The sequence below is a fragment of the Pukyongia salina genome, assembly GCF_002966125.1.
GTDB lineage: Bacteria > Bacteroidota > Bacteroidia > Flavobacteriales > Flavobacteriaceae > Pukyongia > Pukyongia salina.
In genome coordinates, this window is the sequence record NZ_CP027062.1 from 2489752 (window position 1) to 2510310 (window position 20559).

16 protein-coding genes are annotated in these 20559 nt (G+C 42.0%); 9 read left to right on the forward strand and 7 right to left on the reverse strand.

Features of this window, described 5'->3' with window-relative positions; genetic code table 11:
• Nucleotides 1-492: 492 nt before the first annotated feature.
• Both C5O00_RS11270 and C5O00_RS11275 read right to left on the reverse strand, forming a co-directional pair.
• The gene (locus C5O00_RS11270) at nt 493-1695 is read right to left on the reverse strand and encodes a M14 family metallopeptidase (protein ID WP_105216951.1); all 1203 of its coding nucleotides are present in this window, start codon (nt 1693-1695) and stop codon (nt 493-495) included.
• Nucleotides 1688-3553, reverse strand: a complete 1866-nt coding sequence (locus C5O00_RS11275) for a glutamate-cysteine ligase family protein (protein WP_105216952.1) — start codon at nt 3551-3553, stop codon at nt 1688-1690. The genes C5O00_RS11270 and C5O00_RS11275 overlap by 8 nt, the downstream gene beginning before the upstream one ends.
• A gap of 206 nt (nt 3554-3759) precedes the next feature.
• Here C5O00_RS11275 and C5O00_RS11280 point away from each other — a divergent pair, with 206 nt between their 5' ends.
• The 5 genes from C5O00_RS11280 (at nt 3760) to C5O00_RS11300 (ending at nt 10209) form a co-directional block, all read left to right on the forward strand.
• Nucleotides 3760-6624 (forward strand): M16 family metallopeptidase, encoded by a 2865-nt coding sequence (locus C5O00_RS11280; RefSeq protein WP_105216953.1) that lies wholly within the window; start codon nt 3760-3762, stop codon nt 6622-6624.
• A gap of 76 nt (nt 6625-6700) precedes the next feature.
• Nucleotides 6701-7924, forward strand: a complete 1224-nt coding sequence (locus C5O00_RS11285) for an Nramp family divalent metal transporter (RefSeq protein WP_105216954.1) — start codon at nt 6701-6703, stop codon at nt 7922-7924.
• A complete protein-coding gene (pxpA, locus tag C5O00_RS11290) occupies nt 7921-8655 on the forward strand; it encodes a 5-oxoprolinase subunit PxpA (protein ID WP_105216955.1) in 735 nt (244 codons plus the stop codon). The genes C5O00_RS11285 and pxpA overlap by 4 nt, the downstream gene beginning before the upstream one ends.
• On the forward strand, nt 8652-9371 hold the full coding sequence (gene pxpB / locus C5O00_RS11295) for a 5-oxoprolinase subunit PxpB (protein WP_105216956.1): 720 nt from the start codon (nt 8652-8654) through the stop codon (nt 9369-9371). Before pxpA ends, pxpB begins: the two co-directional genes overlap by 4 nt.
• On the forward strand, nt 9364-10209 hold the full coding sequence (locus tag C5O00_RS11300; protein ID WP_105216957.1) for a 5-oxoprolinase subunit C family protein: 846 nt from the start codon (nt 9364-9366) through the stop codon (nt 10207-10209). Before pxpB ends, C5O00_RS11300 begins: the two co-directional genes overlap by 8 nt.
• A 21-nt stretch (nt 10210-10230) precedes the next feature.
• Here the strand turns inward: C5O00_RS11300 and C5O00_RS11305 are convergent, their stop codons facing one another.
• Nucleotides 10231-12861, reverse strand: coding sequence for a patatin-like phospholipase domain-containing protein (locus tag C5O00_RS11305; protein ID WP_105216958.1), 2631 nt, complete (start codon nt 12859-12861; stop codon nt 10231-10233).
• Nucleotides 12862-13101: 240 nt separating this feature from the next.
• Here C5O00_RS11305 and C5O00_RS11310 point away from each other — a divergent pair, with 240 nt between their 5' ends.
• From C5O00_RS11310 to C5O00_RS11325, 3 genes are all read left to right on the forward strand, one after another.
• Nucleotides 13102-13455, forward strand: a complete 354-nt coding sequence (locus tag C5O00_RS11310; protein ID WP_105216959.1) for a hypothetical protein — start codon at nt 13102-13104, stop codon at nt 13453-13455.
• 805 nt (nt 13456-14260) lie between these two features.
• Nucleotides 14261-14920, forward strand: a complete 660-nt coding sequence (locus tag C5O00_RS11320; protein ID WP_244592981.1) for a sensor histidine kinase — start codon at nt 14261-14263, stop codon at nt 14918-14920.
• Nucleotides 14917-15567: a response regulator transcription factor gene (locus tag C5O00_RS11325; RefSeq protein ID WP_105216962.1), complete on the forward strand. Its 651-nt coding sequence runs from the start codon at nt 14917-14919 to the stop codon at nt 15565-15567. The genes C5O00_RS11320 and C5O00_RS11325 overlap by 4 nt, the downstream gene beginning before the upstream one ends.
• Here C5O00_RS11325 and C5O00_RS11330 read toward each other — a convergent pair.
• Entirely contained in the window at nt 15554-16198 is a 645-nt protein-coding gene (locus tag C5O00_RS11330) for an RluA family pseudouridine synthase (RefSeq protein ID WP_394342087.1), read from the reverse strand. The two genes, C5O00_RS11325 and C5O00_RS11330, sit on opposite strands and share 14 nt — an antisense overlap.
• Nucleotides 16199-16337: 139 nt before the next feature.
• Nucleotides 16338-17156, reverse strand: coding sequence for a 3-methyl-2-oxobutanoate hydroxymethyltransferase (panB, locus tag C5O00_RS11335; RefSeq protein WP_105216964.1), 819 nt, complete (start codon nt 17154-17156; stop codon nt 16338-16340).
• Nucleotides 17157-17237: 81 nt separating this feature from the next.
• On the opposite strand from panB, the gene C5O00_RS11340 reads away from it, so the two are divergent.
• Nucleotides 17238-17702, forward strand: a complete 465-nt coding sequence (locus C5O00_RS11340; RefSeq protein ID WP_105216965.1) for a nuclear transport factor 2 family protein — start codon at nt 17238-17240, stop codon at nt 17700-17702.
• Nucleotides 17703-17705: 3 nt separating this feature from the next.
• Here C5O00_RS11340 and C5O00_RS11345 read toward each other — a convergent pair whose 3' ends face one another.
• The gene (locus C5O00_RS11345; RefSeq protein ID WP_105216966.1) at nt 17706-19130 is read right to left on the reverse strand and encodes an L-serine ammonia-lyase; all 1425 of its coding nucleotides are present in this window, start codon (nt 19128-19130) and stop codon (nt 17706-17708) included.
• Nucleotides 19131-19181: 51 nt separating this feature from the next.
• Entirely contained in the window at nt 19182-20399 is a 1218-nt protein-coding gene (gene dinB, locus C5O00_RS11350; protein ID WP_105216967.1) for a DNA polymerase IV, read from the reverse strand.
• Nucleotides 20400-20559: the final 160 nt, after the last annotated feature.

The following is a 20559-nucleotide window of genomic DNA, read 5'->3' on the forward strand; positions in this document are numbered from 1 at the left end:
ACTCTTGGAAATACAATCTAAGTTTAGTAATTAGCCAATTGTTCCTTCCCCGAAAGGGGAAGGTGTCTTCAATAATGTCTTTATTGAAGACGGAAGGGGGATGAGAACTTGTTATAAATAAAACCCACTCCGTCAGTATCTTCGATACTGACACCTCTCCCTATAAGAGAGAGAAACTATTTCCTATAATTTTCAACTTATAACCATCTATGATTGAGATTATTTATGAAATAAAAGGAGAACTAATTTCTCAAAATATAAAATAGACGAGGCTAAATAGGACGGGTAGTTAGGGTGATACTTCTTCTGAATTAAACCCTCTCCGTCAGTATCTTAGATACTGACACCTCTCCCTTGTTGGGAGAGAAGCAATTTCATATAATTATCAACTTATAGACATCCATGATTGAGATTATTTATGAAATAAAAGGAGATCTAATTTCTCAAAATATAAAGTACATGGGTCCGGATATAGATGGGTGGTTGGGGTGATTACTTATTCCACTGGGCATTTTTATAATCGTCATCCCTGGCAACGGCCTCCCGATTCTTCAGTTTTAAATGAGTGGCATCTTTGTACTTGGAACGGTATCCCATCAGGTGGAAGAATTGACGCGTAAAAAACCGGGCTATTTTTAAATCTACCACAAGTTCTTCATGTGATTCATGACGCCAGTTAACACCCGGTAATGCCACCAATAACCTGTCGAAGGAGATCTTCCGAAGAAAAGCAGAAAGTTTCAGAAAGAAAAGTGGAGTCTTGCGAATTATAAAAAAACCATCATTTCCTTTTCCCTGGTATAAAGGCATAAAAATCTGGCCTGAATAGGGCGTCTTTAGCTGTTTTCCGTTATTTATTGCGATCACAGTTCCTTTAGAAACCTTTTGAAAGTTCACATAACCATCACAAATAATAAATCTGTCATCGGGGTTTATTTCCTGTCGGAATATGATCTCGAAGAACTTATTTCGAAAGGCCATTTCATGTTGAAGTTTCGTGAAATGTTCATTGTAATTGGCCTCGGCCTGAGACAGACATCCGGTGAAATAAAGTGATAAATTGATAAAAGAAACGCAGTACTCGAAAGACTTAGGTGATTCGTGCTGGCCACCCTCAAATCCGAATGCAATGTAACCTAACTCATTGATATAACTTAACAGAGGCCCTTCCAGGAATTCTTCTATCCCCAGGATCAGCGGGACGGGATACAGACTTGTGAACTTACGATTTAGCAAACTATCGTTTACGGTAATAAATGGAGCCGTATCTCCGCTGGTGGTATGTAAGTCGAAAAAATAGAACGGTCCTTTTTCTCTTTCCAGAATACCCTGTATTAGATCGAAGATCTCTTTTTGCTGTAGCATTTCATCATCGAATGAAATCACCTTCTCATCTTCCAGGCCTGCAAGTTTTTCTTTGGTCCAGAGTCGGTTAAGATCTACCTTATTATATCGTACTCCTTTCTTTAAGGCTGTAAGATTTCCACTAATAGCATACATGCAGCCATGAAACTGGGGTGTGGTTTCTTTCAATTTTTGCAAGACCGTTTGAAGCGCAAAGATCCCGGCAGGTTCATTTCCGTGAATACCGGCAGTAAATATTAGCGTAGGACCCTCATCAGACCCATGGTAGGTGCCAATTAGCCGCTTTATTTCAATGGTCTTATTTAGAGGCCCGCTATGCAATTTAATCATGGTCGTAAGGTCTTACATCGTGTATGGTGATGATCCCGATAAGTTCTTTATTCTGAAGTACGGGTAAACAACCAATTTCGTTCGTCTTCATGATTTGGATGGCTTCTTTTATTGGCGTAGATGCTTCCACCGAAATCACCTTCTTCTCCATAATATCTTTTACCAGGTACCAGGGGTTGTCCTTCTCCTCGTGATATTTACTTGCATGCGACCAGGTGAGGATACCACACAACTCGTTCTCATCGTTCTCTACAGGAACGTGATGGATATTGTTCCATTCCATGATACTTGTAGCCAGGTTGGCCAGATCCGTATCTTTTACTGTAAAAAGCATGGTGGACATAATATGTCCTACCCAGTGCGAAGCCTCTTTCAATACATCATTCTCATTCGCATCGGGCCATTCATGAACAGGAATTCCTTTTTGCTGATTTAAATAGATCGACTTGGTTATTAGCCTAAGGGCTTTATCTTTTTTCATGGAACTGTTCAGCCTTCGGTAATTGGATATCATCCACGTGGATCCGGTATTTCCTTTTAATCGTTTTTCGATTACTGTAAGTAAGCGTTTTATATCTGTTTCGGCTATGCCTTCAGATCGCAACCCATCATAGGCGATTGGAAGAAACACTTTTTTTATAAGTTTTTTTGCTGAATAATGTTTGCCTTCCCAACACATTACTGCACTTCTTCCACTTCTGGCAGCCTTCACGAAATTTGATTTTGCTTCTCTGAAATCCATTACCGAAGCCATATCGTCGAATTTGCTGGGTCGTCCTCTCATTACACCTACCCAAAATGCGAAATTGGCCATTTCGTCCAGTACTGATGGCCCGGACGGGATATAACGGTTTTCAATTCGCAGATGGGCCATTCCGTTGCCTACACCATAGCAGGCCCGATTCCATGGATAGATGGTTCCACTGTGAAGGTTTAAAGCGCGTAATTTAGGGGTTTTCCCTTCGGCCAATACTTCCAGTGAATTTTCATTCAATTCGCGGGATAGAATGATCTTGAATTTGGAGATATTCTCCTTGTATATATCGACGGCAGTGCCTTTTGCCCAGTTGTCTCCAAAAGCCACCCTTGGTGATTGATCCTTTAGTGCTTCGGAAATGTTACGGGTATCGATACTCTGCCTGAACAGAGCGATACGTGTCTCGTCCCAGAGCTCCCTTCCCAGTAACAATGGCGAGTTACAGCAAATACTAAGAATTGGTCCGGCGATCGCCTGCGACCAGTTAAAACTGCTTATAAAGTCATCCGGCTCTATTTGTAAATGTAGCTGAAAACTAGTGTTACAAGCCTCAAATAAGACCGAATCGTGTGCTATACTTAATTCGTCTACTCCTTTCAGATGTAACTGGAAATTGGATCGTCTTAATCCCTTTAGCATTTCATTTAGAGCATAGTATCTGGGGTTTGGTGTAATATAATCCAGGGAGAGATGGGTTTTTGTGATCGTAGGCAAAATCCCGGTTAAGATCATTTTCGAATTGTTTTCTTCAGAAACTTTAGCCCCTTTGCTAAGCATGTCATTTAATTGAGCCTCAACTTTCGAGAAACAATCCTCCTTAAGTACTATGGGATCCAGGTTGATCTCCAGGTTATAGCGGGCTAATTCGGTGGTGAAATGGTCATCATCTATCTTAGACAGGATCTCTTCATTGTTGGTCGCCGGCCGCCAATCTTTAGTGACCAGGCAAAATTCCTGTTCAGCCCCGATACGGGTGATTCCTTTTTCGATCTGTCCGTTCTCAAGCATTTGCTCGAGTGCGCGAACGTCATCCAGGAGGTTTTTTATAAACAAGGCCTTCTTTTCTTCGGAAAACGATCGATTTACTTTTTGTTCACCCATAGTTTGCTGTTTCTCCAACACCGTTGGAAATTTGCAATGACAATTTGGGTATTTCAGTAGTATTAAAATATGATTTTCATCAGTTAGGTTGAAATGACAATGAATTGAGAGAAAGGCCGTTACAATACTAACTGATTTAACACTTTTTTATGTTAAGTATAAAGTGTCCATTGTATCTTTAAAAATTCTATAAAACAATCAAAAAAATGTATTTTAAAAAACTCACAAAATTCATAGCCATGGGTTTATTTACCGTGGCTATTGTCGCTTCATGTGGCGACAAGTCTGAAAACGCTGAAGATAGCGCAAATCTCTCCATCGAATTCACCAAATATGAATTGGAGAACGGTTTGGACGTAGTCCTACATCAGGACAAAAGTGATCCTATTGTGTCTGTTGCAATTCAGTACGGGGTTGGATCCAATCGTGAGAAGACCGGCAGGACCGGCTTTGCTCACCTCTTCGAACATATGTTATTCCAGGAATCGGAAAACGTACCTCAGGACCAGTTCTTTAAAAAGATCCAGGATGCCGGAGGAACTCTAAACGGAGGAACCTGGAAAGATGGTACCATATACTATGAAGTGGTTCCTAAGAATGCACTCGAAATGGTATTGTGGCTGGAAAGTGACAGGATGGGATATCTCATCAACACAGTTACCGAATCTGCCTTTTACAATCAGCAGGAAGTAGTTCAGAATGAAAAAAGACAACGTGTAGATAATAACCCTTATGGGCATACCAATTGGGTGTTGGATAAAAACATCTACCCGGAAGGGCATCCCTACAACTGGCAGGTAATTGGGGAATTAGTAGATCTTCAAAATGCAACCGTAGAAGATGTGCGTGAATTCTACGACCGTTTCTATGGTCCTAATAATGCTACTTTGGTATTAGCGGGTGATTTTGAAGAAGCCGATGCTAAGGCACTTATCGAAAAGTATTTTGGAGAGATAAAGAGACGGCAGGAAGTTGAACCCCTGCAGCCTCAACCTGTGACTATTGCCGAGACAAAACGACTATATCACGAAGATAATTTTGCTACTGCACCGCAAATGCACATGGTTTGGCCCACGCTACAGCAGTTTACAGAAGATGCTTATGCACTTGATTTCCTTGCAGAAATTTTGTCCAGTGGTAAGAAAGCACCCTTATACAAGGTGCTTGTAAAAGAAAAAGATCTTACGTCACGTACCATTGCCTATCATAACGCTCAGGAGATAGCCGGAGAATTTCATATTATCATAACCGCCAATGAAGGGGTGGATCTGGATGAAGTAGAAGCCGGGATCAAAGAAGCGATGACCTTATTTGAAACAGATGGCGTTACAGAACGCGATGTGGAACGTATAAAAGCAGGACTCGAAACTCAATTCTACAATGGGATTAGTAGTGTGTTAGGGAAATCCTTCCAGTTGGCCCAGTATAATGTGTTTGCCGGAGATCCCGGATTTATAGAGCAGGACATTGAGAATATCAAGAAGGTGACCAAGGAAGACGTGATGCGGGTTTACAATAAGTATATTAAAGACAAGCCCTTTGTAGTTACCAGTTTTGTTCCTAAGGGACAAACAGAGCTTATTGCCGAAAATTCGGTAGTAGCACCGGTAGTTGAGGAAGAAATTAAGGAGAATGTGGTAAAAACCATCGAAGAGGCTAACGAAGAGGTGGTAAAAACTCCGTCGCTCATTGATAGATCGACAGAGCCTGCTCAAGGCCCTGCTCCAAAACTGAATATTCCAAGCTCCTGGACAGCCACACTTGCCAACGGGATGGAAGTTTACGGTATAGAGCAAAACGAGATCCCAACAGTGAATTTCAGCTTAGTAATGGAAGGCGGGCATCTACTGGACGATAAGAATAAAAACGGGGTGGCTAACCTTATGACAGATATTATGATGGAAGGTACAGCCAATAAAACTCCGGAAGAACTTGAAGAGGAGATCGAAATGCTTGGTGCCAATATAAACATGTACACCACCAATGAATCTATCGTAATTCGTGGAAATACCCTGGTTCGAAATTTCGAAAAAACCATGGCGTTGGTTGAGGAAATATTATTGGAACCTCGCTGGGACGAAGAAGAGTTTACCAGGATCAAGACTAAAACGATCAACGATATAAAACGTTCAGAGTCTAATCCTAATGCAGTAGCGAACAAAGTGTTCAACAAACTTTTATACGGGGAAGATCATATTCTTGCCTATCCTACCTCGGGAACGGTAGAATCTGTTGAAGCTATTAAAATGGACGACCTGAAGGCATATTACAACAACTATTTCTCGCCTTCAGTAAGCACTTTCCATGTAGTTGGGAAGATCGATAAAGATTCGGCATTGGATAAGCTGGCCTCTCTTGAAAAAGGCTGGGCAGCTAAGGAAGTGACTATTCCGGAATACCCTGCCGAGAACGACAGGGATAAGGCTTCACTTTATTTTGTAGATATTCCTAACGCCAAGCAGTCTGTGATCAATATTGGTTATGTAGGTTTGGCGCGAAATCATCCCGATTTTTACCCGGTAGAAGTGATGAACTATAAATTGGGAGGATCTTTCAGCGGAAATGTGAATTTAATCCTTAGAGAGGAAAAAGGTTATACCTATGGGGCCCGAACTTCTTTCAGTGGATCTAAGATCCCGGGAACTTTCAAAGCTTCTTCCAGTGTAAGAACAAACACCACCGGTGAATCGGTTCAGATATTTAAGGACCAAATTTCCAAATATAAAGAAGGAATTAGCGAAGATGATCTGGAATTCACCAAGAACGCTTTAATAAAGTCGAATGCACGTCGTTTCGAAACTCAAGGCTCTCTTTTGGGCATGCTACAGGAAATGAGTATGTATGATCTGCCGGCCAATTATATAGCCGATGAAGAGACGGTTATTCGCAATATGACGCTGGAGCAGCATAAAACGCTTGCCAATAAATATCTGGATGAATCCAGGATGGCATATCTTGTAGTAGGAGATGCCGCGACCCAGTATGTTCAGTTTAAGAATATGGACTTCGATGAGGTTATGTTACTGGATAAAGAAGGAGAAGAAGTGAAATTAGAGGAAGTAGCCCAGTAAGCGCTTCCAGATAATATAAAAAGGGATACCATCACGGTATCCCTTTTTTGTTTAAATTCATACTTTATTCCTTCGTTTGAAACGATTTTTTAAAAATATCGGACCCGGTACCTTAGTAGCCGCAGCGTTCATTGGCCCGGGTACCGTTACTGTCTGCACCCTGGCAGGTGTGAAATTCGGGTTCACCTTATTATGGGCGATGGTCCTTTCTATAGTAGCAACTATAGTTTTACAGGAGATGGCAGCTCGCCTCGGGATAGTATACGGCAAGGGCTTGGCAGCGACCGTCAAATCTGAAATAAAAAATCCTATCGTTAGATCTCTCGCTATCCTGCTTATCCTTACAGCAATATTAATAGGAAATGCCGCTTATGAGGCCGGCAATATAAGTGGTGGGGTTCTGGGTCTGGGATCCATTTTAGATAGCTACTATGTTTCCATTTCGGGTTTAGAACTAAATGCATTAAGCCTTCTTATAGGCGTAATCGCATTTGTAGTGTTGTACTTCGGAAACTATAAGATGATCGAACGCTTCCTAATCGCACTGGTGTTGTTAATGAGCGTCTCTTTTTTAATTACCGCCGTATTAACAAGGCCGGACATTTCCGAAGTAATAAAACGTTTATTCGTTCCTACCTTTCCGGAAGAAAGCTGGTTAACTATCATAGCACTTGTAGGGACAACGGTCGTGCCGTATAATCTATTTTTACACGCTTCCCTGGTACGCGAGAAATGGGAGAGTACTACCCACTTAAAAGCTGCCAGAATGGACACCTATGTTTCGATTCTTTTGGGTGGTCTGGTATCTTTGTCCATTATAGTTTGTGCAGCCGCAGTACCAACTTCCGATATCTCTAACGCTGCAGATCTTGCCATTGCACTCGAACCTCTATATGGGGATTATGCTGTTTATTTACTAAGTATTGGTCTATTTGCAGCCGGGATCACTTCTGCTATCACCGCTCCTTTGGCTGCCGCTTATGTGGCTCGAGAATGTTTTGGTTGGGAGGCGAACTTAAGATCGGTAAAATTCCGTGCCGTGTGGATAGTAATACTTTTACTGGGTGTGATATTTTCTTCCCTCAGTTTTAGCCCTATAGAAGTGATTAGGGTAGCCCAGGTGGCAAACGGCTTACTACTTCCTATAATTGCCGGATTTCTTCTGTGGATCGTTAACAGGAAGAATGTTTTAGGTTCTTTCGTCAATAGTAAATTTCAGAATATACTTGGAGTGATCATTTTACTTGCCTCTGTTTTCCTGGGTATTATGAGTCTGATAAAAGTGTATAACAGCCTATGAAAGATGTAATAGACATTAATGCCGACATGGGCGAAGGTACTGGCCTGGACGAGCAGATCATGCCCTTAATTTCGTCTTGCAGCATAGCCTGTGGAGGGCATTTTGGGACCGAAGATACCATGCGTGAAACAGTTAAGTTAGCACTGCAGCATAAGGTAAAAATAGGCGCGCACCCTTCATTTCCAGACCGGGATAATTTTGGAAGAAAACTGCTAACCCTTACAAAGCAAGAACTAACAGAGGCTATTTATTTTCAGTTACTTCAATTTCTGGCCATTTGTGAGACAGAAAATGCCGAACTTCACCATATTAAGTTACACGGAGCTTTATACAATTATGCAGCCAAGGATGCGCCTACAGCCGATGCTGTGGTGGAAGCAATCACCAGTTTAGGTATTCGGCCTAACTTATACGTCCTGTATGGCTCCGTATTGCATCGAAAAGCCGAAAATTTACTCCCTTTGGTATTCGAAGCCTTTATTGATCGAAGATATAGAGATGACGGGGCACTCTTGCCAAGAAGCGAAACCGGGGCAGTACTTACATCTCCCCAGGCAGCCTGGGAACAACTTTTAGTATTGGTACGCGATGCAATGGTGATAAGTAGCTCGGGGAAGGAACTTTCGGTAGTTTCAGAAACTTATTGCATACATAGTGATACACCGCGATCTGTGGAGATTCTGGAATTTATAAGAGAAAATCTAAGAAAAGAAGGGATAGAAGTAAGATGAAGCAGTGGAAGGTACATAACTTTGGTGATCATGCTATTCTCATTGAATGGCCGGAAGATCTTCCTTTAGATCAGCGGCGTGAGATACTTGAAATGGACCATTTTATAGAAGAGCAGTATCAGAAAGTGGTTCTGGAAACAGTACCTTCTTACCGTTCTTTAGCAATTTATCTGAATAAGGGGGTTGATGTCAAGGTTTTTATTGCTGAATTGAATGAAATTGACATTATTCCAGGTCACAACATAAGTTCTACGAGACTGGTACATCTCCCGGTTTGTTACGATAAAGAATTTGCACCCGATATAGATTTAGTCGCTTCCGAAAATGGGCTAACAAGTGAGGAAGTAATTCAGTTGCATTCTAATGGCAACTACCGGGTAGAATTTATAGGGTTCTTACCCGGGTTTCCATATTTAACGGGGCTTGACGCACGGCTGTTCACACCGCGACTTTCCAACCCTCGTCCAAGGATAACTGCAGGCTCCATAGGGATTGGGGGAAAACAAACGGGGGTTTACACCATGGAATCTCCCGGAGGTTGGAATATTATAGGGCGGAGTCCCATTAAATTCTTCTCTGCCCTGGAGAAACCTCCTTCTTTATTACGGCCGGGGGATCTGGTAAAGTTTCGCGCGATCGATCGGTCAACATTCGATAAAATAGTAATGCAAGTAACCCAGGGAAATTATTCTCTAGAAATCAATACGCATGATTGAGGTTCAACATCCTGGAATGTACAGTTCTATTCAGGACCTGGGGCGATATGGCTTTCGTAAATACGGGGTTCCTATAAGTGGGTTTATGGATGAAGCCTCGGCGGTTAAGGGTAATGTTTTGTTGGGCAACGATCCCAATTGCGCTGTATTGGAATTTGCCAATGCGGGTCCGAAGTTGTTTTTCACAAAACCTGCGATCATAGCTGTAACAGGAGCCTCGTTTAATATCATGTTAGATGGTAAGGAAATGAATCCCAATCGCGCAGTACTTGTAAATTCTAACAGCGTGCTGGAAATGGGTAAAGCCTATAAAGGTGTGTGGGGATACCTGGCAATAAAAGGCGGGATCACTGCCAACGTCGTTTTAGGTAGCAGGAGCTACTTTAAAGGCTTGACCAGAGAGGAAAAACTTAAAAAGGGAGATATAATCGAAATTTCTACCTTATCTGAAAGCTCTTCACAGGAAGTAAGCTGGGGAGAACAACTGCCTGATATGGATCTGTACCGCACGATCCCAGTCACAGAAGGCCCCGAATTTCATACTTTGTCTTCGGCTATTCGTTTAAAGATCACCGATGCAACCTACGTGATCTCCCCTCAAAGTAACCGCATGGCGTATTTATTAGACCATACTGAACCAATCTCGGCTAAAGAGATCGTGACCGCTCCGGTCCAGCCCGGGATAGTGCAATTAACCCCTTCGGGAAAAATGCTCGTGCTCATGAAAGATGCGCAGACAACGGGAGGATATTCTCGTATATTTCATTTAAATGAAAAAGCGACCCAACAAATAGCACAGTTAAGGCCAGGGGAAGAGGTTCGTTTTAAACTAGTTTAACTGTAGGGGATCACAGAAACTCTAATTACCTACCAGGGTTTTTATTCTTTCCATCTTTTCGGAAATATGTTCGTGATCCAGCACATCTTCGATAAATTGAAGGCTGCTTTCACTTAAATGCCTGGATAAGGTGGGTTCATAGGTCCGCCACTTTTTGAAGAACTTATTTCGATCGCCCGAGCCATGCCCGGCTTCGGTGATGCTATCCAGATAATTATTATGAGCGATCAACTTCTCGTTTAATTCTATACGTTGCTCCTTATTCTTCATATTACCATTGAGATAATCTTCAACATCACCAATAGTTACCTTGTGCGGCATAAATATCTTGATAAGTTCTATTTGACTGTATCCATCCACAAAATCACTTACATATCCCGGGATCTTGTCAAGATTCAGAGCAGTTTGCAGATCGGCTATAATATTGTCGGTTTCGTTCTCATCCTTCTCGATCCTGTTCTTTTCGATTCGTTTTAAGAGGTCGTCCAGATAGAGTGTTTTACTATTTATGATTTCAATGAAAACCACTTTTTTATTCTGAAAAAATGTAAAGTTGTTCTGTGCCTGGAGATAGAGGTATAGATCCAGACATCCCAACATACCGCTATTGTCAATAGCACCGGCATCTATATAGTGACCATAGCCGGGTATTTTTGCTGCCGGGCTAAACACAGGAAATCGGTTTGTGGTAGAAACAGCTTCGTAATATGATAATGTCTTCGGAATCGCATTCTTCCCATTTCCATTATAAGCTTCCAATTCGGCCAGATCTTCAGAAAAATGAAAAATACTATCAAATTTATTGGCCTTTACAGACCACAGTATACCTCTCCGACCTGTAGTAGAAGCAGTATTCATAATTAAAGATGGAAAGTAGCCATGTTTCTTGTAAACATCCTTCCAGAAACTTCTGAAGGGTTGCTTGGATAATTGCGTGAGCCTGGTATCTTCAACATAATTTTGGTACTTCATCATGGCGTAATAAGGGCGGTCTCTAAGCGAGTAATCTCCATTTAGTAACCATAGTTTTCTGAAAGAATCGAGTCCGAAGGTAAAAGCGAGATCGGATGAGGTATAATTGCCTTCAGAAATATTATCTATTCTCGATTTTAATAATTTCATATCCGAAGATAAATTTCCGGATAACTCTTTAGAGAGTCCTGTATATAGGGCTAAACCCAGGGATCCACCCGAAGCTCCCGAAAGTGCTACAGTGCGATCCATTAATTTACCATGGGTTTCGGCGTGGAGTTTTTCAAGGACGTGTAAGGTCCAGGCATTCGATTTCAATCCCCCTCCGTGGGAGGCTATAAAAAAAACGCTGTTACCGTCCATCTTACTAACGGCCGATAAAAACTCATCCTGTGTGATGTCTTCGGTATTGTTACGGTTTACGAGGTCCAGTTCATGAGTATGTGTCTCGGTAAACATTCCAATAATAAATAAAAGCAAAATCAAAAACAGCGAAACACATAGTATTTTGAAGCGCACAGAATGACCGTCCGGCAATGTATTCTTTTTACTCTTTTGTTCGCGGATCTTATTATAGGCAAAAAAGAATTTCCCTATTGCGGCAATGATAAAATAATAGGCGTAGAAAAAGGCGAGTAAGATAGGGGTGCCGTTGGGAAGATCGCCAACCTGAAGCGCCATAATGGTAGTCCATATAATAATGGTGATCGAAAACAGGAAATTGAAACTAAATAGCAGCAAATAATGTTCGGAGCGGTAAAGTAAGTACTTTAAAAGCTGCATTCCCCAAAGAACCGGTTTAAACCCGGATTGTTTCAGGATATCTGTGATATCAGCCAGTTTAGTTCTCAGTAACCGGAAATACAGGTAATTAAACATGAATAAATAACAGGTTAGAACCAGGATAAAAAATCCTATCCTGCTAAACATCGCATCGTATACCAGGCACGTGATCACAAGAATGAAGGTAACCGTGAGGAGAAGAGAAAAGCGGTAAGCAAGTCTTTTATAGATGCCGGTTGTATTAGAATCCTTTTTGGCTTTGTTCACGGCCCTTCTTAGATAAATATAATGCAGCAGCGGAACAAAGCATAAGGCCCAGAATATCCAGATCGTGGTGGTGGCCTGGGCTTCGGTTAAATTGAATTTAGGTAGAAAGGTCTTAATGATGAAAAAGATCCAAACAGCATGGATAAGCAGGCCAATGGAGTATCGTAGATAGTGTGCCCTGTCATCCTTCTTATAGGTGCCACCGGTTTTTTCATGGAAGATAAAGACCTTAAAGAATTTATAAAATTTAAACGGAAATTTAGGCCAGGTTCCCTTAAAGGGATAAAGCTCCTCCCAGATTGTAAACTTCGAGCTGTTATTGAGATTGGCGGCGTAATAGTTATAGATAGGATAATGCGAGAGTGCCAGGGCGAGGGCATTGATCATAAAAAAGGAAAAGAAGAGTCCCCATTTAATTCCTTTTACTTCAATGAGGTCTACAAACATGGTGAACGCCTGGTCCATTTTTGTAAGTAGTAACAGGACGATTACGATAATGATGAGGCTTAAAATGGAAGCTTTGGTAAATTTAACTACCGAAGCAAAAACTCCGGACAGATAAGTGATCACATTAGAGAGAATTAAGCCGGCTTTCTTCCAAAATGATTTGGGATTTTGATCATTGGGCATAACAGAAAAATTGGTTAGTTTTTTAAGCTCCTATAAAAGTATGGCTTTATAAAACGCTGTACAAAAGGAAATTACACCTGCTCACTTTTGAGCATCTTATAAAGGTAAACTATGGAAGTGATTGAGGTAGGAGGAAAAACCCTTAAAATCTGTATAGGATTTTTCCTGTTTTTAGAACAGATTGCTTTGTTGGCGTCAGGAATTGCGTATTTTTAAACTTAATCCTTAAAATTTTCAACAATGGCTAAACCTCAAAAATGTATTTCAGTTCAAGAAGCAAAAACCCTTTATACTAATTGGCATAATTCCCGCGGAAATTCACTTACACTTTTTACTGGTGGTGATACGTCCGATTTCACTTTTAGTGTGGCCGAATTACAGGAATTTTTGGATTATGTGAAGGACGGATCCGAAAAAGAGGGCATTAACAACCCTGGTGTACGTGTATACTTTGCAGCCTATGGAACCGATTCTCAGAGCAAAGCAACCGTATTCCTGGCTCCCACCACAGGAACAGATTCAGACTCCGATAATAATTATGATCTGGATCCATTTAATTGGGGCCAGGGTGGATGGCCACCTAATGCCTATTAAATTTGGATTTTTCATACTATATAGAAAATACGCTGCCGATAACCATCTTCGAGTTGTTGGCAGCACTTTTTGGAACCTACTATTTCTTTTCAAGTAGAAAAAAGCATCTTCCAACAAAGATTCTGGTAATTTTTTTATGGATAACTGTTTTTATTGAGATAATAGGTTCTTATTCTCCCATAGCTTATTATTCTAACTATAAGTACTTCACTTGGGTGGAAGGGACAAAATTTGCCCAGAGTAATTGGTTATATAATCCATATTTAATTCTAAGCTATTGTTTTTATCCTCTGTATTTCCGATCATATATTAGAATAAAAACTTGGAGGATTATTTTAAAATACTTGGTTATATTCTTCTTTGTTACGGCAATTTTAAATTTAATTTTTAGTGACGCCTACTTTACAACCTTCGCACAGTATACTTTACTAATGGGAGCGTTACTCATTTTTGTGAGCGTTGGTCTTTTTTATTTCCAGCTGTTACGTAGTGAGGCTCATTTTAATCTTAAACATTACTTACCTTTTTACATATCTATCGGTACATTCTTTTTTCATTTGTGTATGACTCCACTGGCATTGTACTCAAAATATTTTAAAGTTGAGAATATTGATTTTGTCGATTTTCGAGTGAAGGCACTCCTTTTTTCAAATATTTTGATGTACTTTATCTACATTATTGGATTTATAGTATGCAGAAAGAAGAGCTCTTATTAATTTTTTATTTTGTTGTTGTAATCTTTGCGCTCATAGTGTTTGTGATTCTTTTTTTTATTGCATTTCAAAGAAGAAAGGATAAATTAATAATGGAACGGATCGAAACACAACAAAAATTCGAAAAAGAGCTAACAGATGCCCAACTGGAAATTCAGGAACAAACCCTTAAGAACATTGCCTGGGAACTTCATGATAATGTTGGGCAGTTACTTTCGGTGGCAAATATTCAGCTGAATATGCTCCAGGCAAATGTTTCGCCCGAATTCAGTCCGCAGATAAAGGAAACCAAGGACGTGGTCACTGCTACGGTTCAGGAGGTTAGGGCACTGTCTAAGACCCTAAATACCGATGTGATCCAACACAATGGCTTGATCGCATCTGTGCGAACCGAGTTGGAACGATTTAACCGACTTAATTTCTTGCATGCCGAGCTTAAGATAGAAGGAGAGGAAAAGTTTATTAGAAGTGAAGATGAGATCATTATCTTCAGAATCCTGCAGGAATTTTTTTCAAATGTGATAAAACACGCAAAAGCCAATATTTTATTCGTATTTTTATGTTATCGCGAGAAGGAGCTGGAGATAACTGTGGAGGATGATGGTACAGGATTCGATACGTCTGTAAATCGCGATAGTTCGGGACTGCACAATATGAAGAGTAGGGCTAATTTGCTTGGAGCGCGCTACGAATTAGCATCCCAACCTGGTAAAGGAACAAAACTAAACTTAGTATATCCCTTAAAGTCATGAAGCAGCAAAAACACACTGTCGCCATTGTGGACGATCACCTTTTGCTCGCTGGTTCTCTTGAAAAACTCATTAATTCATTCGAGGGTTTTCACGTGATCTATCACGCCAGTAACGGTAAAGAACTTCAGCAAAAATTACGTGCTAACCCCACCCCACCCAATGTCATTCTCCTCGATATCAACATGCCGGTAATGGATGGTTTTGAAACGGCCGAATGGCTAACCCAAAATCACCCCGATATAAGAGTGCTGGCTCTGTCTATGGAAGACGATGAAAAAGTGATCCTTAAAATGCTTCAGAAAGGGGCAAAAGGATATTTACTTAAAGATATACATCCAGACCGACTAAAGATTGCCCTGGAAGAGGTGATGGATAGAGGATATTATCATTCGGAGAAAGTGGCGGCTACGTTACTACACTCTATTCAGCCATCAAACAAATCTGAAGAAGTTCCGTTCAAGGAGAACGAACTCACCTTCTTACAACTTGCGTGTTCCGAAATGACATACAAGGAAATCGCAGATGTAATGAGTTTAAGTCCGAAGACCATCGATGGCTACAGACAGGAGCTTTTTAACCGTTTGCATATAAAGAATAGGGTTGGGCTAGTGATCTACGCTCTTAAGAACGACCTCATAAAGATCTAAGGCAGGCATTCCAGATAGCATCTTGCGGCGGAGCCGCCGTGATCGTTAATTCTTCTTTTTTCACCGGATGTATAAACGTTAGACTTCTGGCGTGCAAGTGGATGCTCCCGTCTTTGTTACTGCGTTTGGCACCGTATTTCAGATCTCCTTTTATACAACAACCAATAGCAGCTAATTGAGAGCGGATCTGGTGATGTCTCCCGGTTTCAAGTTCCACCTCCAGAAGAAAATAGTTATCCAGGCTACGTAATAACTTATAGCTTAGTATAGCCTTTTTACTCTCCGGGACTTCTTTTTCATGGGCGTAGGATTTATTTTGCTTCTGATTCCTTTTCATAAAATGAACCAACTTCTCCTGAGTGTTTGGTGGGGCATTTTCCACAACAGCCCAGTATACTTTTTCTGTTTCTCTTTCCGAAAATAATTTGTTTAATCGCGATAAAGCCTTAGATGTTCGGGCAAAAACCACAATACCACTGGTGGGGCGATCCAGCCGGTGAACCACTCCCAAGAAAACGGCACCCGGCTTATTGTATTTTGAAGCGATATACTCCTTAGCAACTTCAGATAAGGGTTTGTCTCCGGTCTTGTCACCCTGAACAATATCACCCGGCCTCTTGTTTACAACCAATAAATGATTATCCTCATAGAGGACCTGGAGATTTTCTTTTGTGCTGAATTTATTGATGGTCTTGTATTTTAGATTGTTAGATAATGGATTTGAGTTTCGATAACCTTTAAATCTGAATTACCAACCTATAGACCTAGCGTTAATACTGTTCTTCCTCGTTTGGGAAATCCTTACTTTTCACATCGTCGATATACTGGGTGAAGGCTTTGGTCATTTCGGCATAAAGATCGAGGTATCTTCTCAGGAACCTGGGGTTGAACTCGTGGGTCATCCCAATCATATCGTGTGTTACCAGCACCTGGCCATCCACGCCTCCTCCGGCACCAATCCCAATAATTGGTATGGTTAGTTCGGAAGCCACTTCCGCGGCTAATTTTGCAGGTACTTTCTCCAAAACAATAGCAAAACAACCACATTTTTCGAGGATCTTTGCATCTTCTTTTAACTTTTCGGCTTCCTCGTCTTCTTTGGCTCTTACTGTATACGTACCAAACTTATAGATCGATTGTGGTGTGAGTCCGAGGTGCCCCATAACCGGGATTCCTGCGTTTAAAATTCGCTTAGCCGACTCCTTGATTTCCCGGCCACCTTCAATTTTAATAGCATGGGCTCCACTTTCCTTCATGATGCGTATAGCAGATCGCAGCGCTTCCTTAGGGTCACTCTGGTAACTTCCGAAGGGAATATCTACCACAACCAAGCTTCGCTTCACAGCTCGTATTACGGCAGACGCGTGATAGATCATCTGATCCAGGGTTATGGGAAGTGTGGTTTCATGCCCGGCCATAACGTTCGAGGCAGAATCGCCAACCAGGATCACATCTACGCCTGCACTGTCTACGATCTTGGCCATGGTGTAATCGTAGGCTGTAAGCATAGAGATCTTCTCCCTATTTTGCTTCATATCCACCAGGGTCTTGGTAGTGATTCGCTTGTATTCTTTCTTAGCTACTGACATATAAATTAATGTAACAATTTGTGTGGTAAAAGTACTAATTTTAGGATTGTCTAACGGAATACTTAATCTAATTCAATTCTTATGAAATTCCTTGTATACTTGTCATTGTTGCTTTCTTCTTTTTTCATTTCCGCCCAGGATAATTTTACCGAAGCAAATGCCCGGGGTGTGATCGATCTTTTTTTCGAGGGATTTCATGAAGGTGACACCGTAAAGATGAGATCGGTGATGGCCGAAAATCTCCCTACCCAAACTGTTTTTGCTACCAAAGATGGAATGAACATGATTCAGGATGGTACTGGTAGTGATCTGTTGAAAGCTATAAGCACCCGGCCTGAAGACCAGAATTGGGACGAGCGCCTGCTGGATTATAAAGTACAGATCGATGGTAACCTGGCACATGTTTGGACCCCTTACGAGTTTTGGTATAACGGGCAGTTTAGTCATTGTGGAGCCAATGCGTTTACGCTGGCGAAATTTGACGAAGGCTGGAAGATCGTTCACCTTATCGATTCGCGAAGAAGAAGCAGTTGTAAAGAAGAGTAGAGGTTAGCAGTCGGAAATATTCACCTGTACAGCCAGGCCACCTTCACTGGTTTCCTTGTATTTGGATGTCATATCCTGGGCGGTAGCCCACATAGTCGCAATTACTTTATCGAGAGGGATCTTCGCATGAGCAGGATCTGAATCCAGCGCCATTTCACAGGCGTTTATGGCCTTTATAGCTCCCATGGCGTTACGTTCAATACAAGGGATCTGTACTAAACCGGCAATTGGGTCGCAGGTAAGTCCCAGATGATGTTCCATAGCGATCTCGGCTGCCATTAAAACCTGTTCTGGAGTTCCTCCCATTAGTTCTGTTAGTGCTGCCGCTGCCATAGAAGAAGATACCCCTATTTCCGCTTGGCAACCACCCATTGCTGCCGATATTGTGGCGCCTTTTTTAAACAGACTACCAACTTCGCCGGCAACCATAAGGAATCTGTTGATATCGTCATGATTCCCGTCGTGGTTTTCAATAACCAGGTAGTACATGAGTACGGCTGGGATCACTCCCGCACTCCCGTTGGTAGGCGCTGTGACAACTCGCCCGAGGGAAGCGTTCACTTCGTTCACGGCTAGCGCAAAACAACTTACCCATTTCAGGATCTGTCTGAATTTAACTTCGGTATTTCTAATCGCATCGATCCATTCGTAGGCATTAGAATATTGGGTTGCGCCAATGAGGTTCTTGTGTGTTTCGTACGATCTTCGCCTCACATTGAGGCCTCCTGGTAAGATTCCTTCGGTGTGACAGCCGGTGTACATAGAATCCAGCATTACATCCCAGATATTTTTAAGACCTTCCTTTATTTCTTCTTCGGAACGGAGAGATCTTTCATTTTCATAGACGATCTCGCTAATCGATTTTTTTTCTTCGGAACAGTAAGCGAGTAATTCTGTCGCTTTTTCGATAGGAAACGGAAAATGGCTGAATTTCTCCATCTTAATCTTCTTTCGCACTCTTTCTTTTTGAACCACAAATCCTCCACCGATGGAGTAGTAGGTATCCGATCTTTTTGCGCCGTTCTTCAGGATGGCGTTGAAGGTGATACCATTTGGGTGAAATTCGAGGAACTTCCGATTGAATTTTATGTGTTCCTTCGGAAAAAAGGGAATTGGGATCTCATTATTGAGAAGTAATGTGTTTTTGGTATTGATCTTTTCAATTTCCGTTGCGATATCCTCTATAGGAAAAGTTACAGGGTTTGTTCCCAGTAATCCCATCATTACAGCTATATCGGTGGCGTGGCCTTTACCTGTTAACGACAGGGAACCATAAAGATTAACGTGTACGCTTTCTATCTGTGAGAATTGTCCGCTTTTTTTAAGTGCTTCTATCCATCGTACAGCGGCGCGCCAGGGTCCCAGAGTGTGTGAACTGGAGGGTCCTACGCCTATTTTTAGCATATCGAATACACTGATACTTTCCATGGGCTACATTTACACCGCAAATATAGAAGACTATTCCTCATTTTTCACAAATTATTGTCTTCTGTTAGCCAGTAGCGGAGGAGGCTCTCCGGTAAAGGGATTCCAGCGGCTAATACTTTTGGCGCCCATGCCTGCCGCTTTTATCACGGCCCTGTCGCCGTAGCGTTCGCGCATTCGGTCCATTGCCTGGTACAGATTGATGATCTTTTCATTGTCTTCGAACAGGTCGATCTGCTGGCCGCCTTCTACCAGGTGGCTAAACCGAACCCCTACCAGGCGTACTAATAACCTTCGCTGGTACAGGTTTTTGTATAGTTCCATAACTACAGGAAGTATCTTGTGGTCTGCCGAACTGTAGGGAATTCGCTTTTGCTGAGTATATGTCTGGAAGTCGGAGTAGCGGATCTTGAAGGTCACGCAGGCAGTGAGTTTGTTGCCACGGCGTAGCTGGTAGATCAGGTTTTCGGCCATGGCAACGATAATACTTTCCAGTTTTTTTACATCGGTGGTATCGCGATCGAAGGTACGTTCGGTGGAAATAGATTTGCGTTCACTGTATTGTACCACCGGGCTATTATCAATACCGTTGGCTTTTTTCCATATCACCCGGCCGTTCTTCCCAAATACTTTCGACATCATTTCTACGGGCATTTCCTGTATGGTTTGGATACGTTTAATACCCAGGTCGCAGAGTTGACGGTACGTTACCTTACCAACCATGGGGATCTTACTCACCGAAAGCGGGGAGAGGAATGGCTTTTCATGTCCCTGAACTATATGCAGTTGGTTGTTGGGTTTGGCTTCCCCGGTTGCGATCTTGGAAACCGTTTTATTGATCGAAAGGCCAAAAGAGATGGGGAGTCCGGTTTCTTTGATGATGCGTTTCCTGATCTCGGAAGCCAGTTTATGGCAGCCGAAGAATTTATCCATCCCGCTGAGATCGATATAAAATTCGTCTACGGAAGTCTTTTCGTAGATAGGGACACTCTCTTTGATCACATCGGTCACGGCATTGGAGAACTTACTGTAAATACCCGAATTCCCCCTTAGTATGATAGCTTCGGGGCAGAGCTGTTTTGCCAGGCGCATAGGCATGGCAGAGTGGATCCCGAACGCGCGTGCTTCGTAGCTACAGGAGGCTACTACCCCGCGATCGCTGGTTCCGCCAATAAGTACGGGTTTCCCTTCCAGCCGGCTGTCGAGTAAGCGCTCACAGGATACGAAGAAAGTGTCGAGGTCCATATGGACTATGTTGCGGGTGTTGATCATTCTTGTTTTTTCATCTCAGTTCGAGTGTTCTTAGTAGCGAAGCGAATAAGAATGTATCCAGAAATGGCCGAGTTCTCGATACGATTTTCCTTCGGAAAATCACTCAGTTCTCGATACAATCCGCCTTTGGCGGATCACTCGAACTGACGAGGGTTTCTCG